Origin of the sequence: Bradyrhizobium sp. 172, assembly GCF_023101065.1 — a bacterium.
GTDB classification, from domain to species: domain Bacteria; phylum Pseudomonadota; class Alphaproteobacteria; order Rhizobiales; family Xanthobacteraceae; genus Bradyrhizobium; species Bradyrhizobium canariense_D.
The window spans coordinates 1,054,319-1,071,375 of the sequence record NZ_CP064701.1 but is presented as its reverse complement, the minus strand read 5'-3'; the positions used below and the strand labels follow the sequence as shown (position 1 = coordinate 1,071,375).

Annotated in this window: 16 protein-coding genes; 9 read left to right on the top strand and 7 right to left on the bottom strand. The window is 64.6% G+C overall.

Annotation, left to right across the window (positions count from 1 at the left end):
• Window positions 1–28: 28 nt before the first annotated feature.
• On the bottom strand, window positions 29–1,249 hold the full coding sequence (locus IVB07_RS04995) for an IS701 family transposase (RefSeq protein ID WP_247285483.1): 1,221 nt from the start codon (window positions 1,247–1,249) through the stop codon (window positions 29–31).
• Window positions 1,250–1,411: 162 nt separating this feature from the next.
• Here IVB07_RS04995 and IVB07_RS04990 point away from each other — a divergent pair, with 162 nt between their 5' ends.
• On the top strand, window positions 1,412–1,669 hold the full coding sequence (locus IVB07_RS04990) for a hypothetical protein (protein ID WP_026232525.1): 258 nt from the start codon (window positions 1,412–1,414) through the stop codon (window positions 1,667–1,669).
• A gap of 129 nt (window positions 1,670–1,798) precedes the next feature.
• On the opposite strand, the gene IVB07_RS04985 is transcribed toward IVB07_RS04990, so the two are convergent.
• Entirely contained in the window at window positions 1,799–2,734 is a 936-nt protein-coding gene (locus tag IVB07_RS04985; RefSeq protein WP_085350126.1) for a LysR family transcriptional regulator, read from the bottom strand.
• Between the two features lie 117 nt (window positions 2,735–2,851).
• Here IVB07_RS04985 and IVB07_RS04980 point away from each other — a divergent pair, with 117 nt between their 5' ends.
• The 4 genes from IVB07_RS04980 to IVB07_RS04965 all read left to right on the top strand — a co-directional run bounded on the left by IVB07_RS04980 (window position 2,852) and on the right by IVB07_RS04965 (window position 5,333).
• A complete protein-coding gene (locus IVB07_RS04980; RefSeq protein ID WP_018453408.1) occupies window positions 2,852–3,604 on the top strand; it encodes an SDR family oxidoreductase in 753 nt (250 codons plus the stop codon).
• A 36-nt stretch (window positions 3,605–3,640) separates the two neighbouring features.
• Window positions 3,641–4,339, top strand: coding sequence for a pirin family protein (locus IVB07_RS04975; RefSeq protein WP_018453407.1), 699 nt, complete (start codon window positions 3,641–3,643; stop codon window positions 4,337–4,339).
• 135 nt (window positions 4,340–4,474) lie between these two features.
• Window positions 4,475–5,074, top strand: coding sequence for an NAD(P)H:quinone oxidoreductase (gene wrbA / locus IVB07_RS04970; RefSeq protein ID WP_247360946.1), 600 nt, complete (start codon window positions 4,475–4,477; stop codon window positions 5,072–5,074).
• 31 nt (window positions 5,075–5,105) lie between these two features.
• Complete coding sequence (locus tag IVB07_RS04965; protein WP_157642889.1) at window positions 5,106–5,333, top strand: hypothetical protein; 228 nt, start codon at window positions 5,106–5,108, stop codon at window positions 5,331–5,333.
• Between the two features lie 3 nt (window positions 5,334–5,336).
• Here the strand turns inward: IVB07_RS04965 and IVB07_RS04960 are convergent, their stop codons facing one another.
• The 4 genes from IVB07_RS04960 to IVB07_RS04945 form a co-directional block, all read right to left on the bottom strand.
• Window positions 5,337–6,221, bottom strand: a complete 885-nt coding sequence (locus IVB07_RS04960) for a class I SAM-dependent methyltransferase (protein WP_085350128.1) — start codon at window positions 6,219–6,221, stop codon at window positions 5,337–5,339.
• 75 nt (window positions 6,222–6,296) lie between these two features.
• A complete protein-coding gene (locus tag IVB07_RS04955; RefSeq protein ID WP_247299339.1) occupies window positions 6,297–7,442 on the bottom strand; it encodes a GNAT family N-acetyltransferase in 1,146 nt (381 codons plus the stop codon).
• 65 nt (window positions 7,443–7,507) lie between these two features.
• Window positions 7,508–8,908, bottom strand: coding sequence for an O-antigen ligase (locus IVB07_RS04950; protein ID WP_018453403.1), 1,401 nt, complete (start codon window positions 8,906–8,908; stop codon window positions 7,508–7,510).
• Between the two features lie 41 nt (window positions 8,909–8,949).
• Window positions 8,950–10,017, bottom strand: a complete 1,068-nt coding sequence (locus IVB07_RS04945) for a glycosyltransferase (RefSeq protein WP_018453402.1) — start codon at window positions 10,015–10,017, stop codon at window positions 8,950–8,952.
• Between the two features lie 246 nt (window positions 10,018–10,263).
• Between IVB07_RS04945 and IVB07_RS04940 the strand changes: the two genes are divergently transcribed.
• Window positions 10,264–11,250, top strand: coding sequence for a glycosyltransferase (locus IVB07_RS04940; protein ID WP_018453401.1), 987 nt, complete (start codon window positions 10,264–10,266; stop codon window positions 11,248–11,250).
• Between the two features lie 15 nt (window positions 11,251–11,265).
• On the opposite strand, the gene IVB07_RS04935 is transcribed toward IVB07_RS04940, so the two are convergent.
• The gene (locus tag IVB07_RS04935) at window positions 11,266–12,294 is read right to left on the bottom strand and encodes a glycosyltransferase (protein WP_018453400.1); all 1,029 of its coding nucleotides are present in this window, start codon (window positions 12,292–12,294) and stop codon (window positions 11,266–11,268) included.
• A 394-nt stretch (window positions 12,295–12,688) separates the two neighbouring features.
• Here IVB07_RS04935 and IVB07_RS04930 point away from each other — a divergent pair, with 394 nt between their 5' ends.
• From IVB07_RS04930 to IVB07_RS04920, 3 genes are all read left to right on the top strand, one after another.
• The gene (locus IVB07_RS04930; protein ID WP_018453399.1) at window positions 12,689–13,489 is read left to right on the top strand and encodes a methyltransferase; all 801 of its coding nucleotides are present in this window, start codon (window positions 12,689–12,691) and stop codon (window positions 13,487–13,489) included.
• Between the two features lie 291 nt (window positions 13,490–13,780).
• On the top strand, window positions 13,781–16,150 hold the full coding sequence (locus tag IVB07_RS04925; RefSeq protein ID WP_247360941.1) for a Wzz/FepE/Etk N-terminal domain-containing protein: 2,370 nt from the start codon (window positions 13,781–13,783) through the stop codon (window positions 16,148–16,150).
• Window positions 16,143–16,952, top strand: coding sequence for a WecB/TagA/CpsF family glycosyltransferase (locus tag IVB07_RS04920; protein WP_018453397.1), 810 nt, complete (start codon window positions 16,143–16,145; stop codon window positions 16,950–16,952). Before IVB07_RS04925 ends, IVB07_RS04920 begins: the two co-directional genes overlap by 8 nt.
• Window positions 16,953–17,057: the final 105 nt, after the last annotated feature.

Sequence of the window (17,057 nt, the reverse complement as noted above, 5' to 3'; positions counted from 1 at the left end):
ATTGACCAACGGATCAGTGGTGGGGTGGTTATGTTTTGGCTTTTGCCGGGGGGCGCCGTTTCGTTTTTTTGGGCGGTGGCGGATTAGCGCGATGTCGGATCGCGGCCATCATGGCGAAGGCGAGCATCACCAAGGACACATGACGGTGCCAGCCATGCCAGGATCTGCTCTCGTTGTGATCGAGCCCGAACTCGTTTTTCGCCGTTTCAAAGCTGTCCTCGATCGCCCATCGATGGCCTTCGACCGCGACCAGCGTTTCAATGGCTGTTCCCGCTGGGCACCAGGTGGTGAAGAAGGCGAGGTCATCATCGGCAATGCGACGACGGATCAGTAGACCGCGTGTCCACAAACCGTCATTTGCACTGTTGGACTGCTCGGCCTCGAGATCCGCCAATTCGAGATAACACCAATCGTGCAGCCGCGGTCCTTTGGTTCCGGCTCCCGCCGACAGGCGCTTCCAGTCGGATGAGCGCCGCGTCCGGGCGAGGTCTGCAGCCGTACCGGCGACCGGCGGTCGCTTGCCCCAGGATCGAAACACATGAGCGCTGCTGACCCCAAGCACGTAGCCTTTGCCTGCCCGACGTAGTTGCTGTTCGATGTTGCCAACACCGTAGACGGTATCACCGGCAACCCACTTGAATGGTACAGACCCGGCTATCGCGCGTGCGATCATTCTCGTCGCAAGCTTTGGTTTGGTCGCAAAGCCGACATCGGCAGGCACATATGTGGCTTCCAGACGATCTGGATCGTCGGTCCATTCCTTCGGAAGATACAACGCGCGATCGATGAACGCATGGCCATGACGCGAAACGTAGGCAGCGAAGACGCCGATCTGGCAGTTCGTGATCTTTCCTGCCGAACCAGTGTATTGCCGCGCCACTCCGCATGACGCTTTGCCCTGTTTGAGAAAACCGGTCTCGTCGATCACGAGCACCGCATCGTCATCCGCCAAATGCTCGATGACATAGTCGTGCACGATATCGCGCAGGGCATCAGCGTCCCAGTCTCCACGACCCAGAATCGCCTGCTGCCGCCATGGGCCGGGATCGCCAGCCGCCTCCGCGCGCATCCAACCGGTCTTGCGCTGCTCATCTCCGAGCAGACCTTCCAGGAACAGACCTGCATTCGTCGCAACACGCTCTTGCGTGAACAACGGACGTATCCGTTGCTTGATCTCTCGAAGCGACGCCGCCCACAACGCAAGCGTCGCCTCAACCGACGCGGCCCGCGCCCACGACATTCGAATCATGGTTGCCCATGGATTCAGAAGCCCGCAACAAAAGCAACTGTAATGCTAGCGTGACCGTCCGCAAGAACAAGCCGCGCGGCGGGATTAACGAAGCATTATCCATGTTCCGCCCGGTCAGGAACGCCCCCCTGGGCTCACCGTTGCCTCCCAGGGAGTGGAGCGATGAATAGACTTCAGACCATTGACGTGGCGCTGGACGAGATGCTGGTGAATCTCGCCGCCATCGTCTTGCGGCTTTCAAAGCCGGACGTGACGCGAACGCCGGAAGCGCGACGCGCCTTGGCGCAATCCGTGCACCAATACGCGGTCTGCGCGAAGCGTTCGCGCGATCCGCGTGTTCATGATTTGAAGTCGCAACTGGAGGAGACGTTGAAGCCGAGCTTGCGAATTGTGGTGCGTAATGGTGAGAAGGTGTCTTAGTCCAACCCGTCATTGCGAGCGCAGCGAAACAATCCAGAATACCTCCGCGGAGACATTCTGGATTGCTTCGTCGCTTCACTCCTCGCAATGATGGAGGTCGATGAAGCCGCTCGCTCTACGACGGCTTTTCTAAGAGGGCTTTGCCTTTCCGCGCACTCGCCGCTTGCACGTCCCCGGCAGCTTCGCCGCGAGAAAATCACCGAGCGCCTCGACGCGCGCGGGGCGCGGGCCGCCAGGTGGCGTCACCAGATGCACGGCGCCTTCGACCTGCTTCCAGTCCTTCAGGATCACTTCGACCTCGCCGGAGGAGATGGCGTCACCGACGATGAATTCCGGAAGGTCGGCGATGCCGAGGCCGGCGATCAGCGCCGGCATCACCGCTTCGCCGTTGTTGACGCGGAGCTGTCCGCCCGGACGTACGCTGGCCTGCTCGCCGGCCGAGTTGGTGTAGTGCCAGACGTTGGGCGTGGAGAGATAGGCGTAGCTGAAGCATTTGTGCTCGGCCAGATGCATCGGATGCGTCGGCCGCCCGTGTTGCTCGAGATATGACGGCGCGGCCACCGTGAAACGCGGCATGGTGAAGAGCCGGCGGGCGATCAGCGAGGAATCCGGCAGCCGCGCGATCCGCACCGCCATGTCGAAGCCCTCGCCAATCAAATCGATGGTCGCATCGCTCAAGTGCAGATCGACCGAGACCTCCGGATACGCCTCGAAGAACTCCGGCAGCAGCGGCGCCACCGCCTTGATCCCGAATGTCATGGGCACGGCGAGCCGCACGAGGCCGCGCGGTGCGACCGATTGCGCCAGCGCCTCGTTCTCCGCCGCCTCGCCGTCGGACAGCAGGCGCGTCGCACGCTCGGCGAGCTTATGCCCGGCATCGGTCAGCGCGAGCCGGCGTGAGGTGCGGTTGAACAGCCGGGCGCCGAGCCGCTCTTCGAGGCGCGTGACCGCCTTGGACACCGTTGCCTTGGACATCGCGAGCTCACCAGCGGCCCCCGCAAACGACCGTAATTCCACGACTTTTGCGAAAATCGCGAGCGCCTCGAAATCGGGGAGTTTGGCCATGAAAGCGGATCCAATTGGGATGTTTAAGGAAACAATGTGTTTCGACAGTTTCTATTTCTATACCACAAACAGAGGCTTATCCAAGGGTCATCAGAAATTCAGGAATGGAGAAATCCAATGACCAAGAAGCTCTCAGGCAAGGTTGCCCTCGTCACTGGTGGCTCGCGCGGTATCGGCGCGGCCTCTGCTCGCGCCCTCGCCGATGAAGGCGCGGATGTCGCGATCAGCTACGTTGCCTCTCCCGAAAAGGCGGAAGCCGTCGTCACCGAGTTGAAGGCCCGAGGCGTCAATGCCCGCGCCTTCAAGGCGGACCAGGCCTCGGCCAAGGACGTGACGCAGCTCGTCAACGACGTCGCGAAGGAGTTCGGCCATCTCGACATCCTCGTCAACAATGCCGGCGTCGCGAGCGGCGGTGCGATTGATGACGCCAATGCCGACACCGAAGCGCTCGCCCGCCAGGATGCCATCAACGTGCATGGCGTGATCGCTGCGATCCGCGCCGCTTCGCAATTGATGGGCGAAGGCGGCCGCATCGTCACCGTCGGCTCGATGCTCGCCGATCGCGCCTCGTTCCCGGGTCTTGCGGACTACGTCGCCACCAAGGCCGCCGTGGTCGGTTACACCAAGGGCGCAGCGCGCGACCTCGGCCCACGCGGCATCACCGTGAATGTGGTGCAGCCCGGCTCGATCGACACTGACATGAACCCGAAGGACGGCGGCGAGTTCGCCGAGACCCAGCGCAAGCAGCACGCGTTGCAGCGCTTCGGCCGCCCCGAGGAAGTCGCGGCTGGCGTCGTGTTCCTCGCAAGTCCGGAAGCCTCCTTCGTCACCGGCACGGTGCTCAACGTCGACGGCGGTTTTGGCGCCTGATCAAGGCGCCATCCGCCAAAACAAGGAATTACGCAGATGATCGAACTCAGACCCTTCGCAAAGCTCGGCGGCGCCGATCACGGCTGGCTCAATGCCAAGCATCATTTCTCCTTCGCAAGCCATTACGACCCCGACAACATGGGTCACGGCGCCTTGCGGGTTTGGAACGACGACGAGATCGCGCCGAACACCGGCTTTCCCGCCCATCCCCACGCCAACATGGAAATCATCACCTATGTGCGCGAGGGCGCGATCACCCATCAGGACAGCCTCGGCAACGAAGGCCGCACCGAAGCGGGCGACGTGCAGGTGATGAGCGCCGGCAGCGGCATCCGCCACTCCGAGTACAATCTCGAGTCGACCAAGACACGCATCTTCCAGATCTGGATCGAGCCGACCGCGCGCGGCGGGCAGCCGACCTGGGGCTCGAAGCCGTTTCCGAAAGGAGACCGCTCGGGCAAGCTCGTCACCATCGCGAGCGGCTTCGAGCATGACACGGACGCGCTGCCGATCCGCGCCGATGCGCGGGTGCTCGCCACCACGCTGAAGGCCGGTGAGAGCGCCGAGTACGTGCCGCACAAGTCGCGGCACCTTTATCTGGTGCCCGCGGCGGGGTCAGTCCAAATTAACGGCGTGCGCGTCAACGCCCGCGACGGCGCCGCGATCCGCGACGAGGACAGGCTGAAAATCACGGCACTCGAAGATTCCGAGATCGTGCTCGTCGACGCGGCGTAACGGCTCTCTCTGTCATGGCCGGGCTTGTCCCGGCCATCCACGCCCCGCGACGAGCGAACAAGAACGTGGATGCCCGGGACGAGCCCGGGCATGACGACCCAAAAAAAGCACTCACTCAATCCCATCGGAGACATCATGACCAAAGTTCTCGTCCTGTATTATTCCGCCTATGGCCACATCGAAACGATGGCCAATGCCGTTGCCGAAGGCGCGCGCGAAGCCGGTGCCACCGTCGACATCAAGCGCGTACCCGAGCTGGTGCCGGCCGAGGTCGCCAAGGCGTCCTATTACAAGCTCGACCAGGCCGCCCCCGTCGCCACGATCGACGCCCTCGCCAATTACGACGCGATCATTGTCGGCACCGGCACCCGCTTCGGCCGCATGGCCTCGCAGATGGCGAACTTCCTCGACCAGGCCGGCGGTCTCTGGGCCAAGGGCGCGCTGCACGGCAAAGTCGGCGGCGCCTTCACGGCGACCGCGACCCAGCATGGTGGTCAGGAGACGACGCTGTTCTCGATCATCACCAACCTGTTGCATTTCGGCATGGTCGTGGTCGGCCTGAATTACGGCTTTGCCGGCCAGATGAAGCTCGACGAGGTCACCGGCGGCGCGCCTTACGGCGCCACCACGATCACCGGAGGCGACGGCAGCCGGCAGCCCAGCGCCAACGAGCTCGCCGGCGCACGCTATCAGGGCCGCCAGATCGCGGAGACAGCCAGGAAGCTGCACGGCTGAGCGCGGTTAAGCTTTACGTCCGAACCACTGCATGGCAGGTGCGATCTGGGCGGCATTCTCTTCTGGAGATGCCGCCCCATCTCTGTGGCCAGGATATTTCACCAAAAGCGATACGAATGGCTTTCGAACTCTTGTTGATCGCGCAGATGATCCGCAGGCCCGCTCAGGCGCTGGCGCGGCGCTGGTATTGCCGGAGCCTGTTCAAGGCCTCACGCGGCCGCTTTCACTGTGCCGGCTGCGCGAAGTCATGATGCTCTAGCCACTAGGCCTGCGTGATGTCCGCGTTGGGCTTAATGGGCGCAGTCGCGACAGGCGCCGGCGCTGTCGACAGCCACCAGCCCTCACCGGCGAACCAGCAGGTCTCGTCGGGAGCGCCCTCTCTCCGCAACGACTGCACGCCCTCCCACCCCCTTGCGAACGCCTCGGCCAGTCGCCGGGCGGCATCCGCGTTCTGCAATCCCGCGCAGCCGATGAATTGGGCACGCCCGAGGAATTTGGCGGGCCAGACCGCCCCCTCGTCGGGGCGCGTGATCATCAACATGCCGCCGATCATGCCTTCGGGCGCGAGTGGAAACACCAGCCGCCCACCGGGCAGCAAGGCATCGAGCCATTCGGTGGCCGGCTGCGCCGCACCCGCGCAGACATAGATCACGTCGGCTTTGGGAAGATCGGACGCGATGCCCGATCGATCCCGCACGTCCGTATGGGCGATGTCCTTCAGATTCTCGCGCGCGAGGCCTGCCAGACGTTCGTCGATCTCGTAGGCATGGACGCGGCCGCCGGGGCCGACGAGATGCGCGAGGATTGCGGTGTAATAGCCGCTCCCCGCGCCGATCTGGATCACAGTCTCGCCTTCCTTCACCGCGCAACCGCTGAGCCAATAGGCGTGCGCGCCGGGCATCCCGATATTGAGACCCCGCGCGCTGTCGAGCGCGAGCAGCGTGTTCTGATAGAGGAAAGCGGGATCATCATCGGGTGTGACAACATAGGGGTGGCCGCCAACCGAGATCGACCACGGCCCGGGTCCGGCGAACGTCTCGCGCCTGACGGTGCGAAACGCTTCTTCGATACGGGGGTCCGCGGCCCTCGCCGCGGCGCTGATCAACTGTGCATAGAATGCGCGATATTTTGCCGAACGATCTTCCATGTCGCCTCCGGGAAACAGGCGACGATAACACAACGATTGCGATAATCGAGTGACCCTACAATCCAGGGCGGCGCGTCAGCGCGTCCTCTTGCCCATCGCCTGCGCCGCAAAGGCGGCAAGCCTGGGGTGACGACGCAGGCCCTGCGCGGCGTGGTCGCGCCACGCGAAGGGCATGCCGCGCCAGGACAGCGCGACGCTGACATCCGTCAGCGGCACCGGCTCGGCGCCGAAGCGGCGCTTGTAGTCCTGGTTGCCGATGCTGAGGTCGAAACGGCGCACGCCTTCCGCATGCAGCGCCGCCATAGTGCGCTCGGTCACGAGCAGCCCCGGCGAGCAGTTCGACCAGGAATCGCCGGTGTGGCTGATGCGCAGCAGGAAATAGGTCTCACCGAACCTGACGCCGAGCGCGGTGGCGACAATGGCCTCGTCGCAAACCAGCGCCGAGATGACGGCATAACCGTTCGCGACGCCCCGACGCGCGACCTCGCGATAGAACTGCGCATGGGTTTCGTCGTTGAGGACGAAGCGCGAGCCGAGCTTTCGCATGCGCGCCTGCTGCTGGGCATCCATCACGTCCAGCAGCTCGCGCGCACGCGCGACATCGGTGGCGATCTCGAATCGCGCGCCGGCGTGACGGTTGAAGACGCGCCAGCAGCGTGGCATCTGCATGCGCTTGATCGAGGCCTGGTAATCTTCATAGTCGTCGCCGGTCAGCACGAGGTTGCCGTTGAGCGAGCAGGACCCGATCCGGCCGAGCGACACCAGCGGGTTCGGGTTGCCGCCGATCTGGGCCGGCATCTTCTTCAGGCGCAGCAAATCGAAGCGGTCCGGCAATGCGCGCAATGCGTCGATCAGCGCCGTGCCGATCGCATCCGCCGCCGCCGCGTCCAACGCGGCATCGAGCGCCAGGATCGGCGCGTTGTTGTCGGAAACGCCGAGATCGGCGAATTCGACGATGCGGATGCCGCGCCTGAGGTGGCTGATCATCGGCACGATTGCGATGTCCCTGCCGGTCGTGGCATCGGAGATCAATGCAATCAGCGGCGAGAGATCGTGGAACGCCTCGTACCAGGCGCCGAGCCAGTAGCCATGCTGGAATGCAGTGCGATGGCCTGCGTTCAGGCGCGATGCGGCCCGCGGCCAATCACGCACGAAATCGACCGCGATTGCCGACGCGCTGGACACAAGACCATCTGGTTGCTCGACGCTGAGGATCGTCATCCGCGGGACATACGATTACTGGGCGTTTCCAGATAGATTATGTTTTGTCGCGGCCACAAGTGAGCTCACAGCTTATCGTTAAGCCGATGCCATTGCGGCGGCACCGGCTGCGACAAGTCGTCCGGTTCCATTTCCGCGACGCATTGGAACCTGGCCAGGAAGTGCAGGCCGGCCACGGCAACAGTGAACATGAACCAGATCGGATTTTGCCGTTCGAGCAAGAAGGTCTCGGTGGCCCCGTAATACAGGCCGAACAGCCATACGGTCAGGAACAGCTTTGCCAACGCACCGCTGCGGTTGTGAGTTCGGGCCGTCTGGAAATTGCCGAGCGGCGCGAGCACGAAGACGAGGATCACCAGCAACAGCCCCGGCAGGCCGATGGTGACCGCGAGGTCGAGATAGCTGTTGTGGCTGTGCGCCGCGCTCGTCGCCCATTCGGCGCCCTGGGCGGTCTGCCGCGCGGTCACGTCGTCCCAGAACGCGGCGTAGCCGTGACCGATGATCGGCTTCTCCGCGACAGCTGCGAGCGCGAACTCCCAGATGGCGGAACGGCCGGTGAAGGTGGGATCGAGCGGAAGCAGCCGCGTCATCGCTCCGAGCGCCGGGCTCATGACGCTGCCGACCGTCAGCAGGTTCATCGCGATCAGCGGCACGAAGCAGATGATCCGCTTCAGCCACAGGCCCGGCGTCACGCAGACCAGCGAGGCGAGCGCATAAATCGCAAGGCACAGTACCGACGACGTCTTGCCGCCGGTGAAGATCAGGAAGATTCCAGCCAGCGCGGCGATGGCCGGCCCCATCAAGAACGAACCAATGGCAGACAGGTAAATGCCGACATAAATCAGGATGGTCATCACCGGCGAAGCGATGTTCTTGTGACCAAAGCTGCCGCGCCAGTCGCCGGCCAACTGCGGCTCGGTGACGTCGAGTGCGGTGTGGATCGAGTATTGCGGCGCCACGAAGACGCCGAGATAGCAGAGCGCAAGCAGTACGAGGGCGGCGCCGCCGAGGCACAGGTTGAAGCTGCGCTGCGTCGGCGGCAGCAACGGCAACAGCACCGCGAGCGACATCACGCTGGCTGCGAGCATGAAGCGCTGCATCGAGACTCCGCGATTCTCGGAGAAGACGATGCTGATCAACAGCCAGCCGACCAGGCAGAGATGCAGCGGCGTCACCAGCGTCTTAAGCGCGGGCGCATCCGTTGCGGCGACCAACAGGACTGCGAGCGCGGCCAGCAGGCCCCAGGCGACATAAGTGAGCGCCATTCGTCCGCCGACGACGGTGGTGACATCCTCGCTGCGCAGGTCGGGAAACGGATCGAGCGTCACCAGCACGAGGAGCAGCGCTGCGACTGCGACGAGGCAGCGCGCCGCCCGCACGGCGTCGACCCCTGCAAGCCCATCGCGCAGGACGCCGCCGAACGATCGGGCCTCGACGTCGGTCATGTCAATGGCGCTGCGATCCATGGCTCAAGGCTGGTGGTGAAGCCCGGGGGAAGCTCGAAGTCTTAGCCGATCCCTGTTAAGCATCCGTCAACCAGTCCAGCGGGGCGCTGCGGCACCGCCTGCTGCCGCACGATGCTCCGCGCGATCTCGTAATATTGAAGCGCGCGCTGTTCCAGCGTCAGGTTGTCCAGCACGAAACCGCGGGGATCGAACGTATCGGCGGCGCACCCGGCCCAGAAATCATCCCAGCCCGCCTCAAACCCGGCGATGTCGACGAACTTGGCGCCGCAACGATCGTCCCAGTACGGCACCGACGACACCGGCGCGAATTGGACCCGATGCGGATAGTAGTCGGGGTCTCGCCACGGCCCGCCTGGATCCCAGGCCAGCACCGGCACGCCGCAAGACAATGCCTGCTGATAGGCGATGCCCTGGCTCTCGTTCTGGCAGAGGAAGATCATCGCACGCGATTGCGCGAGCGCGGCCCGATAGTCTTCTTCCTTGTAGCTGCCGTAACGCAGCTCGGCGAACGAGCGGCCTTCCCTCGTGAGCCGGGCGCGGACGGGTTCGATCAGCTCCGCCGCGTAGCGATCGCGGTCCCAGTGCACCTTGTCGTAGATCAGGACGTCGACGCTCTTCTGCGACGTCGCCGGCGGTGCCCAGAGATCCGTGTCGATGCCGATCGGCCAGGCCTCCGTGTCGGGCCAATGCGGCCGATACATGTCGGCGTACCACGGGCCGGGCACCACGACCTTCTTCACCGGCAGGCGCTTGAACAGGTCGGGATCGTCGAGCGGATGATTGTGGGCGGCGACGCCGAGCAGGATCGGATTTTTCCAGGCGAACTTGTCGAGCAAGAAGGTGCGGCCGATGATGCAGGCGAGTTCGCCCGGATGCCGCGCGATGTAGCCATAGTCGTTGACGCGATAGCGGATACCGAGCCGATCGAGCCCCGCACAGAGATTGAGGAACACGCGCAGCTGCCCGCTCATGCGCGGCTCGCCAAGCAGCATGCGACGCGCCATGCGCCGCAGATGCCGGTCGCCGGGAAACCAGCGATCATCCTTGTCCTCGTAGAACAGGTTGAGGACCATATCGTCGGGATCGTAGTCGAATGTCTTTGCGGGCACTGGTGTCCATCCGCGGCGGCCTGATGCGCATTCTCGCATGGGACCGGCTGTCGCACTCTTCCTAATTTGCCACAGGCTTAATGCCGGCGGCTTAACGCTAATTGACGAAACCAACGCTGCGGCAGCCTTCGTGGCGACGCTTTTTTCCCGATGCGAGTATCATCGAGGGCGGCCAGGGTTGCGATCGATCGCATTGCCAAGCGCAGATGCGCCCTGGTTAACAGACCGTTAAAGGCGAGCCGTATCTTGATCACCGCGGAAGACATTCTCGAATTGCCTGCCACATCGCGCGTCGTTCCAGCGGCGCGCGTCCCGCTGCAGGTCGGCTCAACCACGTCGGTGTCCGTCGTCATTCCGGCCAAGAATGTTGCGGCTTATGTCGGCGAAACCCTCGCCAGCGCACTGGCACAAACCGAGGTCACCGAAGTGATCGTCGTGGACGACGGCTCGACCGACGATACCCCCGCCATCGTCCGCGCCATTCGTGACCCTCGACTGCGCCTGATGACCAACGGCGCCGCCGGCGTATCGGCAGCGCGCAATCTCGGCGCGCAGCATGCGAACGGCCAATGGCTGCTCTTCCTCGATGCCGACGATCGCCTGCGGCCCGGCGCGGTCGCGGCGCTGCTGGCGGCTGCGCGTGGCGCGCCGCGAGCGGTTCTGGTCTACGGCGACTACAATACGATCGACAGCGAGGGACGGCAGATCGGCCGTCGGGATCTGCTCAAGGGCCGCCGCAAACCGTCCGGCGACGTGCTGGCGCGGCTCGCCGCCGGCAACTTCATCGTCAATGGCGGCATTGCGCTCGCACGTGCAGAGGCCTTCCGCGCCATCGGCGGGTTCGACGTCTCGCTCAGATATTGCGAGGACTGGCACTGCTGGTGCCGCCTTGCCGCGATCGGCGAATTCGAATTTGCGCCGAACCTTCTGCTCGACTACCGCCTTCACACGGCCAACACCATGAACGCGGCGGTGCGGACGCCACAGGATTTCTTTCCGGCGATCGCGCGGGTGTTCGACGACGGGCTGATCATGGCGCGATTGCCCGCGGGCATGGCGGCCGGGCTGCGCCAGGCCGCCGAGGTTCATCTCGTCACGTATTCGGCAATGCAAGCGGTCCGCTTCGGTAGATATCGCCAGGCCTTCGCCTATCTCGGGATAGTCGGGCGCCGCTCGCTCAAATCGCTGCCGCGTTCCGCGGTCAGGGTCGCCCTCGCCTGCTTCGGTATTTAGCCCGCCGCCTCGGCGTCAGGACACGATCTTCGAGGCCTCATAGGGCTTCGGCTCGATGCCGAACGCGGCGAGCGCCGAGCCGAGCGCGACCATCACGGGATGCATCGCGACGACGGCTTTCGACGATTTCAGCAGAGCGGCCGCGCGCAACAGCGACAGCGGCAACCTCCCGAGCATCTGCGCAAACACCCACACTCGCGCCGCAGCGCCCTGCGCGGCCTTGGACTGCACACGATAATTGATCGCGCCGATGCGCAGGCCTCGCTTCACGATCCAGCCGAAACTGGTGCGGCTTTGCGGCACGGTCTCGGTGATGACTGCTTCCGCCGTCCAGTGGAAGGTCATGCCGGCGTCGCGGCAGCGCACGAAGAAATCGCAGTCGCCGCCCCCGAGGAAGTTGAAGCGCGGGTCGAAGGCGGGACGGGCAAAGCTCTCGAACGCCGCACGCGTGATCAGGCAATTGCCGCAGCCGTAGATCAAGGGCACAGCGCCGCTGTAATCATAGGCGGGACAGAAAACGGGGTGGCGCGAAAGCCAGGGCATGCGGTGGTCCTCGAAGACCGGCAGCACCGGCCCGCCGACCACATCGGCGCCGGTCGCCTCCGCGGTGCGGACCATCAGCTCGAGCCAATCGGGCGAGGCAATCTCGTCGTCGTCGATCATCAGGAACCGGGTCGCGGCGGGAAACAGCGCCAGCGCCGTCTCGAAGGCGGCGTTGATCGCCTGGACGTTGCCTTGCCGTTTCTCGACCAGGCAGACACCCTGAAGTCTGCCATCGGCGAGATACTCCGCGGCCACCGGCGCGCTTTCGCGCCGGACCGCATCGTTCTCGGCCATGACGACGGCGAAAGAGCGCGGGGTGCGCTGGCTGGCGAGCGAGTCCAGTGTCAACCGCAGATGCTGCGGGCGGCGGAAGCAGGGGATGCAGACGACGATACCAACCGACAGGTCGATGATCCGGGAGCTGGCCGCGATCTCCCGGTTGGGATCGCGCACGGCATGCGAGATACGCGTGGCGGACAGGTCTGTCGGGATCAATGTCATGACGTTCTAGATGTCCGAGATAGATTGAAAAAGCCCTGCTTCGATCCCGGGATCAGCGCCGTCCCGCGACGGCACATCGCCCCGGGACGGATGCGTCCCAAAATGAACGGCCGGTTTGAGCCTGACGACGGCGCCAAGGCCGCCGATGTTCCGCCATCCATGCACTTAACCGCTTTCGGGTGTTTCTGCCGCGAAACCTTGCACGCGTGATACTGCAATTCGCGGTCCACCGTGCCGACGGTGGCTGGCGCGGAGGATGCCGTAGTTAACGCACATGCTCATTAACCCCATCGTAAGCACCGCGGCGGGTGAAGCGTCGCGGCATCGGATTTGCTCTACGGGCACACGAGATTTTTCCTGTAAATTTAAGTCGAACAAGCGCGGTCCGAAAAAAATGAACAAGCCAGCCACGATCGATTTCGCGACAACCACGGCGGTCCAAATTCCCGCGGCCATTGCACACACTCAGGCGCTGCACGATCTCGTCCCCGGTGAAGCCCGCGACAGCCTGCTCGCCGTTCACGACGTACTGCGCCGCGAACTGCCAAGGGGCCAGCTCGCCACCTACGAAGCCGGAGGCGGCTCGTGCAGCGTCCTGCCACCGGAATTGCTGAACCGCAGCAAGGTCACCGTCGTCGACATCGACGAGGACCAGGTTCGCAACAACAGCTACGCGGACGAAGCGATCCTCGGCGACGTCCAGACCTACCGCTTCGGGCGCGAGACCTTCGATCTGGTGATCTGCTACAACGTGATCGAACATCTTCCCAAGGTCGACGCCGCACTCTTGAATTTCCGCGATGCGCTCAAGCGCGGCGGGATGATTCTGATCGGCGCGCCCAATCCGCGCTCATTGTCCGGGGTCGTCACCAAATACTCGCCGCACTGGTTCCACGTCTGGTTCTACCGGCACATTCGAGGCATCAAGGATGCCGGCCTGCCGGGCGAGCCGCCGTTCCCGACCTTCTTCCATCCCCTGGTGTCGCTGCCGAGGCTCGAAGCGTTCGCCGCCGCCAGTGGCCTCGAGATGATCTACCGCCGTGAGGTCGAGAGCCCGCGCTATCCCGAGATGCGCCGGCGCAAGCCGCTGTTCGCAGCCCTGGTCGACGCCGGCGCCGCCGTTCTCAACGCCGTGCTCCCGCGCGGGACCGACGTCCGCCGCGGCGATTATCACGTCATCCTGCGGAAAAGCTGACGGCCATGGTGCGCGCGCGGCCGATCGCAAGACCAGCGAAGCCTCGCGGCCACGCCGCACGGGGTAACGAACCGTTAATCTCTGAAGGACCGCGCCATCGCACGCGTCACGACGACGCGTCGAAGAGAGGCACGCGCTTAAACGCTTTGTTTGCCATTTCGGTGAATAGTCCCTCAATGAGTATGGTTAATTTTCCCTGTTGCGTTGAGTGGGCACCTATATCTGAGGTGCGTGGCGTAGAGCGAAGAGTACCCCCTCAGCTCGCGGCACTTGGAATGAAAGCTGGGGATCATGCTTGACTATAACCAGCCGATAGATCGGGCCAGACCGGAGGCCCCGCAGCACCGGCCTCAGGCCGGCTTCAACGTGCTGGAGCTGGTCAATCTGCTCTGGCGGCGGAAGATCGCGATTGCCGTTGCCGCGCTGCTCGGTGCGACGCTTGCCGTCACCGTGGGCAAGAGCCTGACGCCCCGCTACACCGCCACCGCCCAGCTCTATGTCGACCCGCGCGAGCTTCAGCTCGTCGACCGCGAGCTAACGCCCCGCGCGCAGGACGTCTCCGGCATGTCGATGGTGGTCGAGAGCCAGGCGCGCCTGATCACCTCCAACAGCGTGCTGCTCCAGGTGATCCAGCAGGCTGATCTGGACAAGGATCCCGAATTCGGCGGCGGCGCCGACGGCAAAGGCGTGATGTCGTCGCTGCTCGGCCTGATCCGCCTTCAGCCCCACGCGCCCTCCGCCGCGGAGAAAAAGGAAGTGCAGCTCGCCGCCCTCGAGGCGCTGAACCGGCACATCACGATCCGCAAGACCGAGAAGAGCTTCATCGTCGATATCGAAGTCTGGTCGACCGATCCGGCGAAAGCGGCAATGCTCGCCAACACGCTGACCAGCGCCTACCTCGCGGAGTCCCGCAACTCGCAGGCGTCAGCCGCGCGGCGCGCCACCAACGATCTCTCCGGCCGCCTGAAGGAACTGCGCGAGCGGCTGCGCAACGCCGAGACCGTGCTCGCGACCTACAAGGCCCAGAACAATTTCGTCGGCACCCAGGACGCGCTGATCAGCGACCAGCAGCTTTCCGCCAGCAACCAGCGGCTTTCCGCCGCCCGCGCCGCGACGATGGACGCGCAGGCGCGCCTCGACCAGATCGAGGCGAGCCGGCGCACGACGGCAGATGCAGGCGCGAACTCCGAGGCGCTGCAATCGCCAACCATCGCCAACCTGCGCGCGCAATATGCCGACGCGCGCAAGAAATATGCGGAGCAGGCCGGCGAACTCGGCCCGCGTCATCCAGCGCTGCGCCAGACCGAAAAGCAGGTCGAGGATCTCAAGCGCACCATCAACGAAGAGATCGACCGCTTCGCCCAGTCCGCCAAGAACGATTTGACGCGCGCCCGCGACTTTGAAGCCTCGCTCAGCCGGGCGCTGGAGGCGCAGAAGCGGCAGAGCGTCCAGCTCAGCCAGGCCGCCGTGCGCCTGCGCGAACTCGAGCGCGAAGCCGATGCCAGCCGTGACGTCTATCAATCCTTCCTCAAGCGCTCGCGCGAGACCGAGGAGCAGGAGACGCTGAACACCTCGGCGGCCCGAATCATCGGCGAAGCGACGGTGCCGCAGCGGCGCTCGTTCCCGCCGGCGATGAGCCTGTTCGCCATGATCGGCTTCATCTTCGGCGCAATCGCTGCATCGAGCTGGTTCGTCGCGGCAGAGCTGCTGGTGGCCGGTGCGTTCGCACCGGCGCCGGCCCGTCCCAATCGCACTCCGTTGCCGCAAGCTCCGCGAGCTCCAGAGCCTTCGCGGGCGCCGGAGACTGCCCGGTCCCAGCCGGTCTCGCGAGCCCCGGAAGTCGCGGAGGCACTGCCGGAACTCGCCGCCCCGCCGCTGCAACCTTCGATGGTCGAGAAGCCCCTGATCGAAAAGCCGCTGATCGCGCGCCTCCAGGAGGCCGACGTCATCCACACGCTCGGTGCCATTCTCGCCACCGGCGGCGGCATCGACCTCACCCGGCTCGGCTGGCCAACGCTGCGCCCCTGCTTTCCACTGACGACGCTGCTCAACGCCTGGCGCGACATGCGCGCTACGGCGGCCCGGCGCGCCGGCGGAAAGACAATGCCGGTCATCGCGCTCGTCGGTGCCGGTGAGACCACCGGGCGCAGCGTGACCGCGCTGAATTTCGCGCTCGCGGCCGCGCGCGACGGCGCCCGGGTCCTGATGATCGATGCCGACCATCAGGCGCACCCGCTCTCGAACAAGGTCAGCCGTCCCGTCAAGAGCGAGCCCAGCAAGGTCGGATGGCTTTCGATCGGCAGCAAGGCCGCGCGCGAGATCAAGACACTCAACGGCATCTCGATATTGCCGGCCGCCGAACGCGACGCCGGCAAGGCCACTGACGCCATCCGCAAGGCCATCGAGCAGGCGCGCTCCGCCGGCGGCTATGACCTTGTGATCCTTGACGGCCCCGCGGCGCCACTCACGGCCGGCAGCCGTAAGCTGCTCGATGATGCCGACGCGCTGGTGGCGGTGCTGCCGACCAGCCTCGACATCAACGACGGCCTGGAGGAGATCTTGAGCACACTCGGCCGCGCGGAGCGCAAGCTCGTCGGCGTCGTGCTCGACGAACTCACCCCTATGGCCCAAGCTCGCCAACGAGGCAGACAATATGCTTGAGCGCCGCATCAATCTCGATGGCCGGGCCGCAACCGCCGACGTGCCGCGGATCACCATCGGCGGCCTTCGCATGGCCGCACTCGATCTGGAAGCGACCGCAAATTTCATGATCGAGGCGACCGATCCGCGCCATCGCATCGGCCGTCCGCTGCACCTGACCTCGGCCAATGGCGAGGTGCTGGCGCGGTGCTCGACCGAACCCGAGACCGAGCGCCTGTTCCGCAGCGCTGACCTGATCAACGCCGATGGCCAGCCGCTGGTGGCGGCGTCCAGGCTACAATCCTGGTTTCCGTTGCCCGAGCGGGTCGCCACGACGGACCTGTTTCACGTCGTCGCGCGCAAGGCTGAAGCGGTCGGCCGCACCTTCTACATGTTCGGCGCCAGCGAGGACGAGAACGCCCTTGCGGTCGAGAACGTCCGAAAGATGTATCCAAACCTCAAGATCGTTGGCTACAGCCACGGTTATCTCCGTGGCGACGCGCTGCGCGCGAAGGTCGACGAGATCAACGCGCTTGCGCCGGATTATCTCTGGGTTGCGCTGGGCGTGCCAAACGAGCAGGCGTTCGTCGAGGAATTCACCCCGCATCTCACCAATGTCGGCGTCATCAAGACATCCGGCGGCCTGTTCAACTTCTTGTCGGGAAGCCGCGCCCGCGCGCCGCGATGGATGCAGAAGATCGGGCTGGAATGGGCTTGGCGCACCTTGCTCGAGCCCCGCCGCCTGTTCTGGCGCTATTTAACCACCAACCCACGCGCAATCTATCTGCTGTTCAGCCGCCATCGGCCCTTTAATAATCGCTGAGTAGACGACGACATGATCGCCGCCGGTTGCCAGCCCCGCCTGCGCTATTTCAACGCCAGCGGCGCCGGTATTGCGCCTTGCGGGCCGGGCTCATAAGCGGCTAAA